16 protein-coding genes and 1 pseudogene are annotated in these 17,194 nt (G+C 67.5%); 6 read left to right on the forward strand and 11 right to left on the reverse strand.

Annotation, left to right across the window (positions count from 1 at the left end; genetic code table 11):
• Nucleotides 1-64 precede the first annotated feature (64 nt).
• Nucleotides 65-847, forward strand: coding sequence for a response regulator (locus tag AC0MAZ_RS00175; RefSeq protein WP_267967213.1), 783 nt, complete (start codon nt 65-67; stop codon nt 845-847).
• Nucleotides 848-1,008: 161 nt separating this feature from the next.
• On the opposite strand, the gene AC0MAZ_RS00180 is transcribed toward AC0MAZ_RS00175, so the two are convergent.
• The 8 genes from AC0MAZ_RS00180 to cpaB all read right to left on the reverse strand — a co-directional run bounded on the left by AC0MAZ_RS00180 (nt 1,009) and on the right by cpaB (nt 8,600).
• Nucleotides 1,009-1,269, reverse strand: a complete 261-nt coding sequence (locus AC0MAZ_RS00180) for a DUF3613 domain-containing protein (RefSeq protein ID WP_232857068.1) — start codon at nt 1,267-1,269, stop codon at nt 1,009-1,011.
• 13 nt (nt 1,270-1,282) lie between these two features.
• On the reverse strand, nt 1,283-1,984 hold the full coding sequence (locus AC0MAZ_RS00185) for a tetratricopeptide repeat protein (protein WP_475859735.1): 702 nt from the start codon (nt 1,982-1,984) through the stop codon (nt 1,283-1,285).
• Between the two features lie 151 nt (nt 1,985-2,135).
• Nucleotides 2,136-3,023: a type II secretion system F family protein gene (locus tag AC0MAZ_RS00190; protein ID WP_203650365.1), complete on the reverse strand. Its 888-nt coding sequence runs from the start codon at nt 3,021-3,023 to the stop codon at nt 2,136-2,138.
• A 2-nt stretch (nt 3,024-3,025) separates the two neighbouring features.
• Complete coding sequence (locus tag AC0MAZ_RS00195; RefSeq protein ID WP_254465140.1) at nt 3,026-3,907, reverse strand: type II secretion system F family protein; 882 nt, start codon at nt 3,905-3,907, stop codon at nt 3,026-3,028.
• Nucleotides 3,904-5,160, reverse strand: coding sequence for a TadA family conjugal transfer-associated ATPase (locus AC0MAZ_RS00200; RefSeq protein ID WP_028691362.1), 1,257 nt, complete (start codon nt 5,158-5,160; stop codon nt 3,904-3,906). Before AC0MAZ_RS00200 ends, AC0MAZ_RS00195 begins: the two co-directional genes overlap by 4 nt.
• Entirely contained in the window at nt 5,157-6,347 is a 1,191-nt protein-coding gene (locus AC0MAZ_RS00205; protein ID WP_203650360.1) for a CpaE/TadZ family protein, read from the reverse strand. The genes AC0MAZ_RS00200 and AC0MAZ_RS00205 overlap by 4 nt, the downstream gene beginning before the upstream one ends.
• A complete protein-coding gene (locus AC0MAZ_RS00210; protein ID WP_475859739.1) occupies nt 6,344-7,633 on the reverse strand; it encodes a type II and III secretion system protein family protein in 1,290 nt (429 codons plus the stop codon). The genes AC0MAZ_RS00205 and AC0MAZ_RS00210 overlap by 4 nt, the downstream gene beginning before the upstream one ends.
• Nucleotides 7,634-7,652: 19 nt before the next feature.
• On the reverse strand, nt 7,653-8,600 hold the full coding sequence (gene cpaB / locus AC0MAZ_RS00215) for a Flp pilus assembly protein CpaB (protein ID WP_475859740.1): 948 nt from the start codon (nt 8,598-8,600) through the stop codon (nt 7,653-7,655).
• Nucleotides 8,601-8,889: 289 nt separating this feature from the next.
• Here cpaB and AC0MAZ_RS00220 point away from each other — a divergent pair, with 289 nt between their 5' ends.
• Together AC0MAZ_RS00220 and AC0MAZ_RS00225 are read left to right on the forward strand one after the other, a co-directional pair.
• Nucleotides 8,890-9,072, forward strand: coding sequence for a Flp family type IVb pilin (locus AC0MAZ_RS00220; protein ID WP_203650353.1), 183 nt, complete (start codon nt 8,890-8,892; stop codon nt 9,070-9,072).
• Nucleotides 9,073-9,119: 47 nt separating this feature from the next.
• Nucleotides 9,120-9,527 carry a response regulator gene (locus AC0MAZ_RS00225; protein ID WP_475859742.1) on the forward strand — a complete coding sequence of 136 codons (408 nt, stop codon included), beginning with the start codon at nt 9,120-9,122 and terminating at the stop codon, nt 9,525-9,527.
• Between the two features lie 185 nt (nt 9,528-9,712).
• Here the strand turns inward: AC0MAZ_RS00225 and AC0MAZ_RS00230 are convergent, their stop codons facing one another.
• Nucleotides 9,713-11,383 carry a ShlB/FhaC/HecB family hemolysin secretion/activation protein gene (locus AC0MAZ_RS00230; RefSeq protein ID WP_475859744.1) on the reverse strand — a complete coding sequence of 557 codons (1,671 nt, stop codon included), beginning with the start codon at nt 11,381-11,383 and terminating at the stop codon, nt 9,713-9,715.
• An 84-nt stretch (nt 11,384-11,467) separates the two neighbouring features.
• The gene (locus tag AC0MAZ_RS00235) at nt 11,468-13,015 is read right to left on the reverse strand and encodes a collagen-like triple helix repeat-containing protein (protein WP_203650349.1); all 1,548 of its coding nucleotides are present in this window, start codon (nt 13,013-13,015) and stop codon (nt 11,468-11,470) included.
• A gap of 638 nt (nt 13,016-13,653) precedes the next feature.
• On the opposite strand from AC0MAZ_RS00235, the gene AC0MAZ_RS00240 reads away from it, so the two are divergent.
• Entirely contained in the window at nt 13,654-13,896 is a 243-nt protein-coding gene (locus tag AC0MAZ_RS00240) for a hypothetical protein (protein ID WP_046854291.1), read from the forward strand.
• Nucleotides 13,897-14,049: 153 nt separating this feature from the next.
• A pseudogene (locus AC0MAZ_RS00245) lies at nt 14,050-14,312 on the forward strand (DUF3077 domain-containing protein).
• Nucleotides 14,313-14,453: 141 nt separating this feature from the next.
• Here the strand turns inward: AC0MAZ_RS00245 and pbpC are convergent.
• Entirely contained in the window at nt 14,454-16,802 is a 2,349-nt protein-coding gene (gene pbpC, locus AC0MAZ_RS00250; RefSeq protein ID WP_475859746.1) for a peptidoglycan glycosyltransferase PbpC, read from the reverse strand.
• 68 nt (nt 16,803-16,870) lie between these two features.
• Here pbpC and AC0MAZ_RS00255 point away from each other — a divergent pair, with 68 nt between their 5' ends.
• On the forward strand, nt 16,871-17,164 hold the full coding sequence (locus tag AC0MAZ_RS00255; RefSeq protein WP_110735938.1) for a hypothetical protein: 294 nt from the start codon (nt 16,871-16,873) through the stop codon (nt 17,162-17,164).
• The last annotated feature ends 30 nt before the right edge of the window (nt 17,165-17,194 follow it).

Here is a 17,194-nt window from a genome sequence, read left to right on the forward strand (position 1 = left end):
AGTGCGACTACTTTTCTACCTGCCAGAGCGTCTGGCCCGGGAGCAGAGCCGATACAACAGGGAGTTGATCGTGAATAAATCTGTCAGTGAGGTGAAAGTGCTGGTGGTCGACGACCAGCCAGTGATCGTCGAAGAGTTGTGCGAGTTTCTCGAAAGCGAGGGCTACCGTTGCGTCCCCGCCCATTCCACTGGCCAGGCCATCGACTGCTTCAAAGCCGACGAGACCATCGGTTTGATCCTGTGCGACCTGCACATGCCCGAGCGCGATGGCATCGAGCTGGTTCGCACCCTCAAGCAGATCGCCGGGCCGCAGCGTATGTTCGAGGCGATCATGCTGACCGGCCGCGCCGACAAGCAGGACGTGATTCGCGCCCTGCGCGAGGGCTTCGCCGACTACTACCAGAAACCCATGGACCTCGACGAACTGCTCGAAGGGGTGCGCCGCCAGGAAGCGGCGCTGCTCGAACGGCGCCGCAACTTCCGCGAGCTGGGCAGCCTCAACCAGCGCCTGCAGGAGCTGGCCGAGTCCATCGACGATCTCTACCAGGACCTGGAAAAAGCCCGGGGCCAGGGCACCCACCGCCGCGCCAGCGACGCCGAGGACGGCGAGGCGGAGCTGCCCGCCGCCTTCGAGAAGCTGTCACCGCGCCAGCTTGAGGTGGCCCGGCTGGTGAGCAAGGGCAAGACCAACTACCAGATCGCCTGCGAGCTGGGCATCACCGAAAACACGGTGAAGCTCTATGTGTCGCAGGTGCTGCGCCTGACCCACATGCACAACCGCACGCAGCTGGCGCTGGCGTTGACCCCGCGTTCGTCGCCGGTGCACCAGCGGTTTACCACGCACTGACCTTGTGAGTACCGCCTCTCTGTAGGAGCGGCCTCGTGCCGCGAAAGGGCTGCGAAGCAGCCCCTGGGCTCCTGCGTTCATGCAGAGATTGCGGGGCCGCTTTGCGGCCCTTTCGCGGCACAAGGCCGCTCCTACACGCATCGTGCCAGTGTTGTGCGATATCAATTGTTCGACGAACTGATCTTGGTCCAGCGATAGAAGTCAGGAATCGCGTACTTGTAGCTGTCCAGCCAGCGCTGCATGGCCTGGTCGCGCTCCTTGTCGGTCTGTTCCTGGCGCACGCTGGAGGCCTGGCGATTGCTCGCCTGCACCTGCAGCAGGGCCTCGGTGGCGGTTTGCGGACGCGGTTGGCGCGGTGGTTCTTCGGCCTGCGCCAGCAGCGGTGTGGCCAGGCAGGCCAGGACGATCCAGGGCTTGAACATGATCACCTCCCGATCAGTTGATGGCCGCGGCCGAGGATTCGGTCGCCGCCAGCGGGCCACGCCCGTTGGACCTGATGCGCTGGGCCCGGGCCTGGGCCTCGGCGAACTGCTCGGGCTTCAGGCGCAGGCGATTGACCAGATCCTCCGCCTGGCGCCAGTTGTCCTGCACCAGCGACAGGGTCACCAGGTTCACCGCCGGCAGCGGGTTGTCGTCCTTGAGCTCGATGGCGGTGAGAAACTCGAAGCGCGCCTGTTCGTGGTTGCCCAGGTTCATCTGCACCACACCCAGGTCGTTGCGCACCTTCTCGTCGGTGGGTGCCAGGCGTGCCGCCCGCTGCAGGTTGCGCAGGGCCTGGACCTCATCACCACGGGCCGAGGCCAGCTGGCCCAGGCCGTGCTCGCCCTCGGCGGCCAGGCAGCCGCCAAGCAGGCTGCGGTAGAGCGGCTCGGCCTCGCCGCGCCCGAGCTGGCGCAGCACCTTGGCCTTGCGCAGGCGGACCTGGTCGAGGGTGTCGGGCAACTGCTCGAGGTGGGCCAGGCCCGCGTGCGGGCGACCCTCGCTGATCATCTGGTCGGCCATGTCCAGGCTCAGTTGCTGGTCGGCATCGGGCTTGCCGCAGGTGCCGCCGCCAAGCAGACGGGCCAGGCCTTCGGGGGGCTGGCCGGCGCAACCGGTGAGCAGCAACAGGGTGCTTAGCAGCAGAATCGTTTTCATTGCATTTCCCCCTCTCCAATGCCACCTCTGTAGGAGCGGCCTTGTGCCGCGAAAGGGCTGCAAAGCAGCCCCAGCCATTTTCGCCAGGGTCGAGAACCTGGGGCCGCGTTGCGGCCCTTTCGCGGCACAAGGCCGCTCCTACATTCCATGTTCATGAGCCCAAGGCCCGCGCCAGCGCGGAAAAACCTGGCCCGGCCAGGACGATCAGCAACGCCGGGAACAGGAACACCATCATCACCGCCGACATCTTCGCCGACATCTTCGACACCCGCTCCTGCAGGCCAGTCAGGCGTCGGTCGTCGAGCAGTTCCTTGAGCGCCAGCAGCGATTTCATCGACCCACTGCCCTGCACCAGCAGCTGCTGGAGAATGACGCAGGTGTCGATCAGCTCATCCACCGCCAGCAGGCGCGCGGTCTTTTCCAGCTCAGGGCCCAGGGCCAGGCCGGAATCGACCCGCTGCAGGACCAGGCGCAATTCTTCACTGATGTTCGGCACCAGGCTGCGGCCTTCATGGGCCAGCACCCGCAGGGCCTGCTCCACCGCCAACCCGGTTTCGAAGAGGATGCGCAGCAACGGGATCAGCAGGCTCACCTCCTGGGCGATCTGCCGCTGGCGCCGCGCCGCCGCCAGCACCAGCAGGCGCTTGGGCAGCAGGTAGCCCGCGCCCATCGCGCAAAGCACCAACACGCCCCAGTGCCCGCGGTTTTCCCCGGGCAGGCCATGGGCCAACAGCAGCGCCACGCTCACCGCCAGCAGCGGCAGGCCCAGCTGCACGGCGGCGAACAGCGCCCGTTGCCGGCTGCGCCGCCAGCCCAGGCGGTCGAGCAGCGTCTGGGTCTCGCCATCCAGTCGTTGCAGGCGCCGCCCCAGCGGACTGCTGCCCAACCACTGCAACCAGTCGCCGAGCCGCTCGTCACGGGCCAACCGTCCCTGCAGCCGCCGCGCCACCCGCTGACGGGCCCGCCACTGCTGCGCGGCCTGCAAGGCCAGCAGCACGAACGCGGCGAACAGGAACAGCGCGCAGAGCAACATGGCCATGCTCACAGGCTCCTCATCATGCGCCACAACACCAGGCAGCCGACGGCCTGCAGGGCAAAGGCGAACAGCAGCATCAGCTGCCCGCTGCGGTCGTGCCACATCGCCAACAGGTAGGTGGGATTGGCGAACAGGAAGTAACCCACCATGGCCAGCGGCAGCGCGCCGAGGATCCACGCGGTAATGCGAGTCTCGCCGGTCATGGCGCGCAGTTGCCGGTCGCCCTGCTCGTGCTCGCGGATCAGCTTGATCAGGTTCTCCATCAGCTCGCTGGCATTGCCGCCGTGACGCTGGTTGATGCGCAGGCCCAGGGCGAACATGCGCAGTTCGGCCTGGCCATACAGTTCGGCGAATTCGTTGACCGCATCCTCCAACGGCACGCCCAGCTGCACGTTGCGCCGTACCCGCAGCATCGCCGAGCGCAGCGGCTCGCGGGTGCTGTCGACGCCACCAAGCACCGCCTCGTTCAGGGTGCGCCCGGCCTTGAGACTGCGCACGCTGTAGTCGAGCAGGCCAGGCAACTGCTGGACGATCTGTTGCAGGCGCCGCCGGCAACGCCAACCCAGGTAAAGGTGGCCAAGCAGCGGCAGGCCGAACAGCACCATCGACGCCGCCACCCAGCCCGCCAACAGGCCGGCGAGCAGGGTCAGCGCCAGCCAGCCGAACAGCCACGGCCTGGGGGAAAAGTCGGCATGGGCCAAGCCCGCCCGCTGCAGCAGCGGGTCGAGCCAGTCGCGCCGGGCATTACCGCTGCGCACGGCGCGGTAGGCCCGGCCCAGGCGTTCAAGAATGCGCTCCTCGCCACGCTTGTACAGGCCCAGACGCAACAGCAGCAGCGCCATGCCCAGGCACAAGGGCGACAGCGCCAGCAGCAATGGGCCCATCACAGCACACCCTCGTGACGCAGCTTATTGCCGGCCGGGTTCGGCGCCTCGCGCAGAAAGCCATCGCCGCTGCGCCGGTCCAGGCGGAACAGGGTGTTGGTCACGTACACATCGTCGCGCACGCCGACCACTTCCAGCACCTCGCTGACGCAGCGCCGGCCATCGGCCAGGCGGGTCAGCTGGATCACCACGTCCAGCGCCGCGCAGATCATCTGCCGCAGTGTTTTCTCGGCCACCTGGCGGCCCGTCAGGCCGACCAGGGTCTCCAGGCGCAGCAGCGCGTCCTGGGCAGTGTTGGCGTGCACCGTGCTCATCGAGCCGTCATGGCCGGTGTTCATCGCGGTCATCACATCGAGCACCTCGGCGCCGCGGATCTCGCCGAGGATGATGCGGTCGGGGCGCATGCGCAGGGCGTTGCGGATCAGCTCGCTGGCCTTGATCTCGCCATGGCCCTCGGCATTTGGCGGGCGGGTCTCCAGGCGCACCACATGCGGGTGGTGCAGTTGCAGTTCGGCCACGTCCTCGATGGTCACCAGCCGCTCCTGGGGCGCGATCATCTGGCTGAGGATATTGAGCAGGGTGGTCTTGCCGGTACCGGTGCCGCCGCTGACCAGGATGTTGCAGCGCCGGCCCACGGCGCGCTCGAGGAAGTCGTAGATCGGCTGGTCGATGGCCCGGGTGGCCAGCAGGTCGGCGCTCTTGAGCATGTCCTGGCGGAACTTGCGGATCGACAGGCAAGGCCCGTCCAGGGCCACCGGCGGGATGATCGCGTTGACCCGGCTGCCGTCGGGCATGCGCGCGTCGACCATCGGCGACGACTCGTCCAGGCGCCGCCCGAGGGGCGCGAGGATGCGCTGCATCACTCGCTCGACATGGTGGGCGTCGATGAAACGCAGGTCGGTCTGTTGCAACAGCCCCGCCCGCTCGACGAACACCCGGTACGGGCCGTTGACCAGGATCTCGGTAACGCTCGGGTCGCGCAGCAGCACCTCCAGCGGCCCATAGCCGGTCAGCTCGTCGACGATCTCCTCGGCCAGGCGCTCCATCTCGTAGCGCGACAAAGCCAGGCGCAGGCGCGCCACATAGTCGCCCACCTGTTCCAATACGAACTGCGCCAGTACCGGACGCGCGCCTTCGAGCAGGTTGCGGCCGCTGTCCTCGATGGCGTCGATGACATGCCGGTGCAGGGCGCGCTTGAGCACCTGCGGATCGCTGGCCGCATGGCGCGGCCCGCCAAAGGGTTCTTCGTTGCTCATCGGTTGCCCCATAGCCGGTTGAGCCAGCCCTGGCCTGCCGGCGCCAGGTTTTCCGAACGCTGCGCCAGGCGTTCGCCCAGGCCGCGCAGGGCCTGGGTCAGGCCTTCGCGCGGGGCCAGCTCGAACAGGCTCAGGCCCTGGTTCTTGGCGTTCAGCCTCACCTCCGGGCTGTAGGGCATGACCTTGAGCAGGGCCAGCCCGTAGCGCTTGGCCAGGGCGTCGGCATCCGGCGCCACATGGCGCAGGTAGCGGTCCACCAGCAGGCTGGCGTGCTCCAGCTTGATGCCGCGGTCGCGCCACTGTTCGAGCACATCCAGGTTGCGCCGGCAGTCGAGGATGTTCTGGTCGGTGTAGACGATCAGCTTGTCGCAATGGCTGACGATGGTGCGCAGGGCCTCGCTGTCGACCTGCCCGGTGAGGTTCACGACGATGTGCTGGAAGTGCTGGCGCAAGGCGCTGAGCAGCATGTACAGCTCGGCGGCGCTGGATTGCTCCAGGGCCTCGTCGTTGTCGGCATAGGCAAGGATGCGCAGGCCGCCCTTGTCGCGGGTGAAGGCGCTGTCGATCAGGGTCGCGTCGAGCCGGCGCAGGTGACGCAGCGCATCGCCGAAATGAAACGACGCCTCAAGGCCCAGCAGGGCCAGGCTGTCGCCCCGGGGCAAACCCAGGTCGAGCAACAGGGTCTGCTGGCCGCTGTCCTGCACCACCCGCGCCAGGTGCGTGGTGAGCAGCGCGCCGTCGGCGCCGCGCTGGGTGCCGAAGAGCACGGTCAGGCCGCCCAGGCTGGGGTTGCTGGTGACCGCCGGCAGGCGCTTGCCCAGGCGCCGCACCAGCCCCGCCACCTCGCTGGCCCGCGAGCCGTAGGCGACGAAGTCGCGGGCGCCGGCGCGCATGGCGTGCAGCACCAGCTGGTTGTCCATGCCATCGCCGAGGGCGACGATGGCCAGCATCGGCTTGGCTTCGAGCATGCCCTCGATCAGCGCGCACTGGCCGATCAGTTGCTCGCGGTCCAGGCCGATGAACACCAGGTTGCTGAAGGTCATGTCGACCAGCGCCAGCAACTCGTCGAGGTTCGGGCTGCTGGCGCCGATCACCTGCCCCAGCGGCGCCAGCGCGCCCTGCAGCCAGTGCAGGTCCTCGTCGGTGCGGGTCAGGGCCAGGTAGGTCTGGTTCAGGCTTTCGTTCATTGGGACAACCCGCCACGGCCTTCGAAATTGCCGTTTTCCATGAAGAACAGGCGGCCCCAGCTGGGGTCGTAGGTGCGCAGCGTCTCACCCGGCAGTTCCGGCAGGCGCGCATTGGCGGCCAGCGGCTGGACCAGATGCGGGGTGACGATCATCAGCAGCTCGGTCTCCTCGCGGTTGAGCGCCGACTGGCGAAAGAACGCGCCAATGATCGGCAGGTTGCCCAGGCCCGGCATCTTGTCCACGTTCGAACGCACGTTGCTGCTGATCAGGCCGCTGATGATGAAGCTCTCGCCATCGGCCAGGGAGATGCTGGTGTCGGTACGGCGCACGCTCAGCCCCGGCACCCGGGTGCCGGCGATGACCACCGAATTGTTGAAGTCCAGCTCGCTGACCTCGGGGGCGACCTTCAGGGTGATGCGGTTGCGGCTGACCACGGTGGGCGTCAAGGCCAGGCGCACACCGAACTCCTTGTACTCGATCGACACGTTGTCGCTACCGCTGCTGGGGACCGGGATGGGGATCTCGCCACCGGCCAGGAAGCTTGCGGTCAGCCCGCTCAGCACGGTGAGGCTGGGACGCGCCAGGGTGTAGGCGAAGCCGCTGTTCTCCAGGGCGTTGATCATCGCCAGGAAGCGGCTGCTGCCGCCGCCCCAGACGATATTGAAGACGCTGTTGTCGAGGGGGATGCCGGGCCGTGCGTCGGCATAGTTGGCCGAGCTCGGCACGCTGGCGGTGCTCGGCACGTAGCCTGGGCGCACCACCGTGTCGGGCACGGTGCCGGGTGAGCCGATCAGGCTATTGTTCGAGCCCTTGAAGAACAATCGCGCCCCGGCCTCCTTGTACTTGAGGCGGCGCACTTCGACGAAGCGGATATCGGCCTGCACCTGCACCGGCAGGTCCTCCTGGGCGGAGGGCAGCTGCGCCGTTTCCGTCATGTCGGCGCTGGCCCGGCCCTTGACGAACAACATCGCCCGGTGCGGCTGCGCGGCGCAGTCGGTCCACAGCATGATGCTGGTGGTGCCCTGCTCCACCGCCGTCAGCAGCACGGCGCGCTCGCCGCTGGGCTGCACATCGGCCACCTTGGGCTCGCCCACCGCCGCCCGGGTGATGGCCACCGGCAGGCGCAGTTCCTGCTGCAGGCCCTGGTCCATCTCGATCACCGACGGCAACTGGCCGAACGCCGCGCAACCCTTGGCCGCCTGCGCCGACGGCGCCAGCAGGACCAGGGCCAGCAGCGCCGGGGCCAGCCATTCGCCTCGTGGAGTAACACGCAAAGAACTACGCATGGATCGCATCCTTGCCGGTTCAGGGAGTCTTGTTGTTGTCGCCGTTCTGCGCACCACGGATGATCTGCATGGTCGGCGCGCCGGCCACTGCGGAGGCAGCCTGGCTGGCCAGCGGCACCTGGGACAACTGGCTGAAGCGATAGAGGTCGCGGTTGGCGCTCTGCAACTGCGGGCTGGCGTCCTGGCCGGACCAGTAGGCCGCCAGCAGTGGCTCGTCGGCGCTGCGCACCGCCAGGCGCAGGGTCCCGGCCTGGGCCGCCAGCATCAGCCTGCTGGCCAGGGCCTCGGGCACGGCCAGACCCACGGTGCGGGTGGTGTTGCTGTTCAGCGATTGCTGGTCGCGGCGGGCCTTCTGTTCTTCGGCCGTTTGCGCCGGGCGTCCGTCGTTGGCCAACCCGGTCTGCTGGTCGACGCTGAGCACGCGCAGGGCCGGCAGCACAACCTGGGCGGAAGACTGCGGGTTGTTGTTCTCTTCGCGCAGGAACAGCAGCACATCGACAAAATCGCCAGGGCGCAATTGCCCGGCGGCACCGCTCACATCGTCGATGGCCACCGCCACGGCGCGCTCATGCGGGCGGATCATGCGCGCCAGCGGGCCACCGGCCTGGAAGCTCGACTCGTCCAGCCAACTGCCCGCCGCCAGCGGCCGGGAGCTGCGGCGCCCGAGCACCTGGTCGAGTTGCTGGAAGGCGCCGGCCGGCACCACCTGCAGGCGCTCGACCAGCACATCGTCTTCGCTCAAGGGGGTGTTGGCCGGCACCGCCCTGCGCAGCACCACGATGGGCGAACGCGGCGGCTCGGGCGCGGCTACGGGAACGGGCGCGGTGGGGATCACCGCTGCACTGGGAGGCGCCAATGGCGCCGGCGCGGGCTCGGCCGGACGGCTCAGACGCAGGCCCCAGTATCCGGCAAGCAAGGCCGCGATCAGGAACAGGCCGGCGAGGATCATGGTCAGGCGACTGCTCATCTGCGCTCTCCCCTACGCCCGGGACCAATGATGGCAAAAGGTAACTATTTCGCTATTGGACGGTAGCTGAGCCGCTATCTTTCGCCATTACCTGCATCGCATTTTTAGAGCCATGAAATTGACGCGTCGGCAAAACAAAAACTTAGCACCGCCAATTACAACCAATACTTTTGGATTAATGCTTTCTTACATTTGCAGGTCGCCACGGCTTGGCGATGCTCTGATGGCAAAGGGGTATCACTTATCAAGCCCCGCCGACCGGCGCCCATCGAGCGCAAGGAGTAGTGCCATGCTGCTGCAACAGATCCTCATCCATGTGAAGACTTTCCTCCAGCGCAAGGACGGCGCCTCCGGTATCGAATACGCGGTGATCGCGGCCATGGTGGCGGTGGTGCTGGCCGGCTTCGTCACGCCGATCTCGACCGAGGTGTCGGCGATCATGACCACCATCAAGACCGCGATCACCCAGTGATCGCGCAGCACCTGCATGACGCGTAGTCCCACTGCCAGGAGCCGACCATGCCGATCTCTTCCTTGCGTCAACAGATCCTGCTGGTGGACGACGAGGAAGAGGCCCTGCTGGAGCTGGCCGAGCTGCTGGAGAACGAGGGCTTCTGTTGCCACACCGCCACCTCGGTGCGCGGCGCCCTGCAGCAACTGACCCGCCACCCCGACGTCGCCCTGGTGATCACCGACCTGCGCATGCCCGAGGAGAGCGGCCTGGGCCTGGTGCAGCGCCTGCGCGACCACACCGCGCGCCAACACCTGCCGGTGATCGTCATGTCCGGGCATGCCGACATGGACGATGTCAGCGACCTGCTGCGCTTGCAGGTGCTCGACCTGTTCCGCAAACCGATCTATCACGCGCGCCTGCTTGAGACGCTGGAGAACCTGTTTCCCAAGCCGTTGATGCAGGCCGTTAAATAGCTGGCGTCCCAATGGGACAACACGTAACCCATTGATTTTGCTTGACCCTGTGGGAGCGGGTTTACCCGCGAACACCGGCGGAGCCGGTGCCATACACCGCGCTGGATTCTTCGCGGGTAAACCCGCTCCCACAGAGATAACAGTTCCCTGCGCGACAGCGCAGCCCGGAAAGGCTGTGTGATCTCCTACAGCTGATAACTGAAACTCAGGTTCAGCCGTGGCCGCCGGTTGAAGCTGTCCAGGGCGATGTCCGACATCGGCTTGGCCACCTCGACCGCGATGTTGTAGTAGCGCATATCGCCAAACCGCAGCCCCAGTGCCGCCGATGACATCTTCGTGTCCCTCACGTCCAGCTCGTTGAACCAGGCCCGCGCCGTGTCGAGCGCCACGTACGGCTGCACGACCTTGAGCCAGGCGCCGTCGCGGTGGAAGCTGTAGTTGAGTTCGTAGGCCAGCCCCCAGCCCTTGTCGCCCGAGCCCTGGTCGCTGGGGTAACCGCGCCCGAAATTCTGCCCACCGAACACCGCCCGCTCGCTGTCGGGCAAGCTGTCGTTGCTCCAGTAGGCCGCCGCCGAGGCCACGCCCTGCCAGTTGTCGGTGAAGTTGTCGCTCTGCACCCCCGATACCCGCAGGCGCAAAAAATCCAGGTCGTAGTCGGCATTGGTGTTCGCCCCCAGCCGATCGAGCCCCTGGTAGACGCCGGCACTGAGGATGCGCAGGCGCCGCGCCTCGGCCTTGCGCCAGTCGCCTTCGAAGGACAGCGCGCGAATGTCGGTCTCGCTGTCCAGCCGCAACGGAAAGCCCACCACCTGGTAGTCGATTTGGTCGTTGACCACATAGAAGCGCCCGACCACCTCCAGCCATTCGCTGGGCGAGGCGATCAACGACTGGCTGATGCCCACCGAGTAGCGTTCGTTCTCGCGGTGCTGGGTCAGGTCGATACCGTTGTCCAGGCGGATGCGCGCCTTGGGGTCGCTGCGGTAGCGCGAGGCCGACAACAGCAGCCGCGAGCCCTCGGCGTCGAGGAACTGGCTGTAGTCGAGGCGGTAGTAATGCTCCTTGTCCTCGCCGGGCGGCACCAGCACGCTGGCGCTCAGTTGCTCGGCAAAACGGGTCTGCGCGTTGCTGCTGGCACCGAGCAGCGCCTGCAGATCATCGCGGCTGCCGTCATTGAGGCTCAGGGTGGTGGTAAACGGTTTGCGCGAGACCTGGGCCAGCAGCCGGGTCGCGCCATCGGTGGTGGCCGGGGGCGGCACCTGGGCCTGGAAGGTCACCCCGGGGATGCGCCCGGCCAGGCTGGTATAGCGCTCGAAGCTCTCGCGGGTCAGCGGACGCTCGGCCTTGAGGCGCTCCATCAACTGGTCCAGGTAAGCCCGCGCCGCGCCGATATCGCCCTCGACCTGATAGTCGTGGATATAGCCTTCCACCAGCACCACCCGCATCCGGCCATCGACGAAGTCCTGGGGCGGCAGGTAGGCGTACGACAGCAGGTAGCCATCCTGCTGGTAGCGTTGGGTGAGGCGGCGGGTGACCTCGATCAGCTCGGCGAGGGTCACCTCGCGGCCGATCAGCGGCTGGTAGTGCTCGCGCAGGTCGCTCAGGGGGTAGACGGTGCCGCCCTCGAAGCGCACCTTGCGCACCGCCACCCGCGTGCTCATCAGCAGCGGCGATTGGCGTGCGCTGTCCACGCTGGGTACGCGCAGGCCGGCGGGGCCGGGGCGATAGGCGTCCACCGGCAGGTTCGGCATGGGCAGGCGGCGCTCGGTCTCGTTGCTGTTGAGGAAACTCGGCAGGGGCTCGGCCCGCGCCAGGCTGGCCACGGACAGCGCCAGCATCGTCACCAGCCATCGGCGCATTCGGACACTCCATGATCCACGGGTGGCAGGGTGACCGACCGGCGCACCGGTCGGTCTCGCTCACCTTGAGCGTAGCCCGTCGCGTCAGCGCTGCCCGCCTGCCAGGGCGCCTGTCACGCCGCTCAACGCACCGCCGAGGCCACCGCCCTGCGTGCCGTTGGCGTTGACCAAGGTGCCGGCCTGGCCGACCGTTGCGCCCACCGCCGTTACCGTCGCGCCCAACTGGCTGACCGTCGGATTGGCAGTGGCGCCGGTCAATTGCGTGCCAACGCTGCCCACCGCACCACCGACCTGGTTCAGCAACCCGGCCACCGGCACCCCCGCGCCCGTACTGGCGCCGACCTGCTGGGTCACGCTGGACACACCGGCGACCACCGGATTGAGCCCGCTGCCCACTTGCTGGGTCAGTGCCGCGGCAGGGGTGCCCGCCGCCGTGTTGGTCACGCCGTTGCCGCCGAGCACCGGGCCCAGGCTGGCGACGCTGTTGCCTGCCTGCACCATGCTGCCGCCGATACCGCTGACCGTCGGGCTGCCAATACTCGCGGCCAGGCCACTGCCGGCACCGGCCACTACGCCGCCAGCGGTTTCCAGCAGCCCAGTGCGCGGGCCACCGGTAACGGGCGCCAGCCCGCTGGCGGTGCTCACGGAGGTGCCAGTATTGGCGACCGCCTGCCCGAGCGTGGTGCCCAGTGGATTACCCGTGCCAGCCAGTTGCTGGCCGGCCTGGTTCAGGATAGTGCCGGTTTGGTTCAACGTCTGGTTGAGCGGCCCGGCGAGCCCGGTCTGCCGGGTGACGTTGGCCGTGGTGTTTTCCACCAGCGAGACCACCGGCACCAGGGCATCGCTCGCGCCTTGGGTCACCCCGGCCAGCGGGCCGCTCGTGCCAACCGGCGAGAGGGTGTTGCCAAGCATGGTCACCGCCTGGCCAACCCGGTCGACGCCCTGCCCGGCCCCGACGACCAGCTGGTTGACCACCGGTACCTGCTCGACCGGCCCGTTGCTGGCCAGCCCGGTCACGCCCTGGCCAAGCCCTGAGACGCCGGTGCCCAGGTCGGCGGTGGCCGCGCCGACCACGCCGACGGTTGTACCCACGGCATTGTTGCCGGTGCCCAGTTGCCCCAGGCCGTCGCTCAGGCCACTGCCGACACTGTTCACCGCGTTGCCGGTGGACGACACCAGCGTGCCCACGCCGCCGGTCAGCGAGGTGTCGCCGGCGATGGGCAGCGAGCCGATTGCCTGGCCGAGATTACTCACGCCGTCACCAACGCCGGAGACGGTGTTGCCCAGCTGATCGACCACCTGGCCGGTGACCAGGGCGGTGGGTGTCGTGCCTCCACCGGTTCCGCCATCGCCGCCGCCAGGCGTGGTGCCGCCGCCGGAGCCGCCGCTGCCCCCACCCGTGCCTGCGCTGCCATCGCCCGGAATGCTGCCACCACCACCGGTGCCTGCGCCACCGTCACCGGCCCCGCCGCCCGAACCTCCAGCTCCCGCACCTGCACCCGTGCCGCCGTCGGCCGAGGAGCCGTCGACCTCGCTGTGATGCCCGCCACCGCCACTGCTGCAACCGGTAAGGCCCAGGGACATGACCATCGTCAGCGCCGTTGCGGCCTTGATCCACGCTTGAGTGTTCATGGGAAGACTCCCGCTGCTGGTTGTTGTGCTTGCTACCAGCAGTGAAAGCCGAGGGGGGTGAGAGGGGTAGATTACAACTTGGTGTTAGTACCTGTGGGAGAGGGCCGGGGATGGAGCATAAGCGTATGAATTTCAGCCGATTTCGTTTGGTGGACAACGCCCAGTGTCGAAAGAGTTAGTCATAAGTCATTAGTACGGGTGGCTGACAGAATGCTGGGGCCGCTGCGCGCCCCTTTCGCGGCACAAGGCCGCTCCTACAGGAATCGCGTCCCATTGTAGGAGCGGCCTTGTGTCGCGAAAGGGCTGCAAAGCAGCCCCAGCGATTTCAAAATGGGCACCTATTTATAAGACTTTCCCCATTCCCTGTAGTCCATTTCCCAAACATACTCCCAAGCCCTTTCAAGCCATTGCGGTGGTCTGGGTTGGCCTCTAGTCTCGGGCAGTCGCTGCACATTCAGCGACCGGCTTTGACAGGCCGTCCTAGGTTTATTCCCGTGGCTTAGCCTTCATGGCGGCTGTGCGTGGGGCACTTTATGTGCGCCGGGTTTTGGGATGCCTACCGGTCTGTCAACCCATGTACAGCTGCCACCTTCTTGTTTGACAGCAGGCGTGTGGTGGCCCTATCCAGGTGCCCCAAAATGCTAAAGATTGTCCCCGATCCACCCCACAACCCCCACTCCCTCGAAGACACCCTCATACAGGCCACCGAATACGCCCTGTGCGCCCTGACCGTGGCCCATCATGCCGTGCAGCTCAAACCCAGGTCGCCGGCTGCCGTGTTGATGATGGCGTCGATGCATGAAATGGAGTCGCTGCGTGTGTTGCTCGAAGCGGCGTTGATCCAGGTACAGATGCCGGCGCAGGCGCCGACGTTGCACTAGGCCGCAAGGCATGTGCTGCCTGGTCGGGCCCTTTCGCGGGTAAACCCGCTCCCACAGGTTCACCTGTGCCTTGGGGCCAGCGCTGTCCCTGTGGGAGCGGGTTTACCCGCGAAGAGGCCCGCACAGGCACCCACCATTTCAGGGAGAAAAATCATGACTACCGACAACACCCCCACCACCGCCGGCAGACCAAGTTCTACCAGGGCGAAGGCATGACCGACCCGCTGTTCTGCATCGAGCCCGGCATCCCCTGCCAGCACGCCCGCGACCAGGCCTCGGAATTGATGGGCTGCGTACGCGACCTGACCATCACCGGGATCATGGAGGAAAAAACCCAGCTGCTCTGGGCGTCGTATTACCTGAGCGCCCTGGCCAAGGCATTGATGGATGATGCCGAACTCGGCATGAAGCACTGAGGGCTGTGCTGCCAGTGCCGGCCTCTTCGCGGGCAAGGTCCCACAGGGGTCACCTCTGCCTTCAAGGCGAGCGCTGTACCTGTGGGAGCGGGTTTACCCGCGAAGCAGGCGCCTTGGCGTTTGAGAGGATGTGAACTCAAGTCACTCACTGACCTGAAACGCCACCCGCGCCGTCTCGCCGCTTTCATCCAACGCACTCAACTCGATGCTGCCGACCTGTTCGAATCGCACCGGCAGACTGTCCTGCCCCTGGGTCTCGCCCAGCGGCTGACCATTCAGGAACCACCAGCGCCGCCCCGCGCCGCCCAGGGCCGACACCCGCAACTGCAAAGGCTCGTGACTGGTGGCCGGGCGGCGCAGGTTGTCGCCGGCGCGCACGCCGACGATCGACAGCGGCGGCGCGCTGGCCACCTGCTGTGGCGGGCAGGCCGGGTCCACGCTGGGCAGCCGCGCGGCACGGCGCTCGGCCCGGGGCAACCAGGGCTCCAGCGGGGCCGGCCACAAGGCAACGTCGTGGGCCTTGGCCCCGAGGCACCCGGCATCGACGCGCAGCCCCTGGTCGTTGAGCCACACCGTCTCGCGCAAGCCCAGCCCCAGGGGCTGGTCTGCCGCCAGCAAGGTTGGTGGGGTGGTGCCGTCCAGGGTCCAGGCGAAACGCTGGCGGCGGCAGTTGGGGTCCTGGCGGTTCATCGGCTGGCCCAGGGGCCAACAAATCGCCGCCACGCCCACCGACGCCGGCACCGGCTCGACCGGCACCTCGATGCCGCGCTGGCTGTCGCGATTGCTCAGCAGGTCGTGCACCTGCAGCATCAACGGCGCCGCCGAGGCCAGGCCGAACTGGCCCGGCACCGGGGTGCCGTCGGGGCGGCCGATCCACACACCGATCAGGTAACGCGGGCCTATGCCCACCGACCAGGCGTCGCGAAAGCCGTAGCTGGTGCCGGTCTTCCAGGCCAGTTGCGGGCGCTGCACCAGTTCGGCATGGGGGTCGCGGTCCGGCCGGGCCAGGCCGCTGAGGATGCGCCGGGTGATCCAGGCCGAGCCCGGTGACAGCAGGCGGCGCTCCACCAGCGGGTCCTGGGGTTGCAGGCGAATCTTCGCGCTGTTGCCGCCTCGGCCGAACGCGGCATAGCCACCGACCAGATCTTCCAGGCGGCTGCCCGCGCCACCGAGGATCAGCGACAGGTTCGGCTCGGCCAGCGGCGGCAGCACCAGCGGCATGCCGCCCATGCGCATCTGCGCGGCGAAGCGTTTCGGGCCATAGGCCTCGAGCAACTGCACCGCCGGCAGGTTGAGCGACAGCGCCAGCGCCGAGCTGGCCGACACCGGGCCGCTGAAGCCCATGGAGAAGTTGCCGGGGCGGTAGTCGCCATAGCGCCGGGGCACATCCTGCAGCAGCGATTCGGAATGGATCAGGCCGTCGTCCATGGCCATGGCATAGAGGAATGGTTTGAGGGTCGAGCCGGGCGAGCGCAGGGCGTGGATCATGTCCACGTGGCCGAAGCGGCGCTCGTCACTCAGGTCGATGGAGCCGAGATAGGCGCGCACCGCCATGCTCTGGGTCTCCACCACCAGCAACGCCGCCGAGGTGCGCTCGGGCAGGCGCGCGCGCCAGCCCATCAGCAGGTCTTCGAGGCGCCGTTGCAGGGCGGCGTCGAGGGTGGTGCGGATCAGCGGCGGGCTGTCCGGGGTGTTCAGGCGTCGGGCCAGCAAGGGCGCCAGTGCCGGCTCCTGGCGGGGCGCCAGCAACAGCGGCTCTTCGCGGGCCTCGTCGATGCGCTGGGCCGGCCACACCTGGTACTCGGCCAGGCGCTGCAGCACCTTGTCCCGGGCGCGCTGGGCACGCTCGGGATGCCGGTCCGGACGCAGGCGGCTCGGCGCCTGGGGCAGCACGGCAAGCAGCGCGGCCTCGGCGGGGGTCAGGTGCTTCGGCGACTTGCCCAGGTAGGCCCAGCTGGCTGCGGCAACACCCTGCAAGGTACCGCCGAACGGCGCCCGGTTGAGGTACAACTGCAAGATCTCGGCCTTGGACAGGTGCCACTCCAGCTGCGCCGTGCGCCACAGCTGGCGCAGCTTGCCGGCCAGGGTACGGTCGTGCGGATCAAGCAGGCGCGCCACCTGCATCGACAGGGTGCTGCCGCCGGACACCACCCGCCCGCCGCGCAGGTTGAGCCAGGCCGCCCGGGCCAGGGCCATGGGGTTGACCCCCGGGTGGTGGTAGAACCAGCGGTCCTCGTAGGCCAGCAAGGCTTCAAGGTACAGCGGCGAGACCTCGTCCGGGCCGACCGGGTAGCGCCACACGCCGTCGGCGTCGGCGAAGCGCCACAGCGGCGTGCCGTCCTCGGCCAGCACCACCCGCGCCAGGTCGTCGCCGGGCATGGGCAGCGGCCAGATCCGGTCGGCCAGCCACAGCAGGGCCATGGTCGCCAACAGGGTGATGGCGACACGCCGCAGCAGCTTGAGCAGACCTGGGCGCGCTAAGCTTGGCATCGGGAACCGACCGGGCCAGGTGATGGCCAAAGGCTGGGAATCGCCGATTCGTTGATCAGGAAGCGACTATGCATGTAGAAGGTTTTTTCGAGTGGCTGGGCCAGGTTCTGGGTTCGGTGATCCGTTTCATCGTCGACGGCCTGAGCGGGTTGTTCAACCTGCTGGCCAACGCCGGCGGCAATTTCATCGATGGCCTGGCGCGCACGCTGGGCATGGACACCTCGCTGGTCAGCATCCTGGCGCTGATCGTTGGCCTGATGCTGCTGTACTCGGCGGTTCGCGCGTTCATGCGGGCGTCGATCATCCTCGGGATCATCTGGGCGCTGCTGGGGTTGTGGGTGTTGAGTTGGGTCGTCCATTGAACATTGCATGGACGGGTACAGAATCCTGTG

The organism is Pseudomonas sp. A (assembly GCF_056270345.1).

Excerpts from the sequence above, each read along its gene's own strand:
- AC0MAZ_RS00180 (WP_232857068.1), bottom strand. The coding sequence starts at position 1,269 with ATGTTCAAGCCCTGGATCGTCCTGGCCTGCCTGGCCACACCGCTGCTG.
- AC0MAZ_RS00185 (WP_475859735.1), bottom strand. The coding sequence starts at position 1,984 with ATGAAAACGATTCTGCTGCTAAGCACCCTGTTGCTGCTCACCGGTTGC.
- AC0MAZ_RS00190 (WP_203650365.1), bottom strand. The coding sequence starts at position 3,023 with ATGGCCATGTTGCTCTGCGCGCTGTTCCTGTTCGCCGCGTTCGTGCTG.
- AC0MAZ_RS00200 (WP_028691362.1), bottom strand. The coding sequence starts at position 5,160 with ATGAGCAACGAAGAACCCTTTGGCGGGCCGCGCCATGCGGCCAGCGAT.
- AC0MAZ_RS00205 (WP_203650360.1), bottom strand. The coding sequence starts at position 6,347 with ATGAACGAAAGCCTGAACCAGACCTACCTGGCCCTGACCCGCACCGAC.
- AC0MAZ_RS00210 (WP_475859739.1), bottom strand. The coding sequence starts at position 7,633 with ATGCGTAGTTCTTTGCGTGTTACTCCACGAGGCGAATGGCTGGCCCCG.
- cpaB (WP_475859740.1), bottom strand. The coding sequence starts at position 8,600 with ATGAGCAGTCGCCTGACCATGATCCTCGCCGGCCTGTTCCTGATCGCG.
- AC0MAZ_RS00220 (WP_203650353.1), top strand. The coding sequence starts at position 8,890 with ATGCTGCTGCAACAGATCCTCATCCATGTGAAGACTTTCCTCCAGCGC.
- AC0MAZ_RS00225 (WP_475859742.1), top strand. The coding sequence starts at position 9,120 with ATGCCGATCTCTTCCTTGCGTCAACAGATCCTGCTGGTGGACGACGAG.
- AC0MAZ_RS00230 (WP_475859744.1), bottom strand. The coding sequence starts at position 11,383 with ATGCGCCGATGGCTGGTGACGATGCTGGCGCTGTCCGTGGCCAGCCTG.
- AC0MAZ_RS00235 (WP_203650349.1), bottom strand. The coding sequence starts at position 13,015 with ATGAACACTCAAGCGTGGATCAAGGCCGCAACGGCGCTGACGATGGTC.
- AC0MAZ_RS00240 (WP_046854291.1), top strand. The coding sequence starts at position 13,654 with ATGCTAAAGATTGTCCCCGATCCACCCCACAACCCCCACTCCCTCGAA.
- pbpC (WP_475859746.1), bottom strand. The coding sequence starts at position 16,802 with ATGCCAAGCTTAGCGCGCCCAGGTCTGCTCAAGCTGCTGCGGCGTGTC.
- AC0MAZ_RS00255 (WP_110735938.1), top strand. The coding sequence starts at position 16,871 with ATGCATGTAGAAGGTTTTTTCGAGTGGCTGGGCCAGGTTCTGGGTTCG.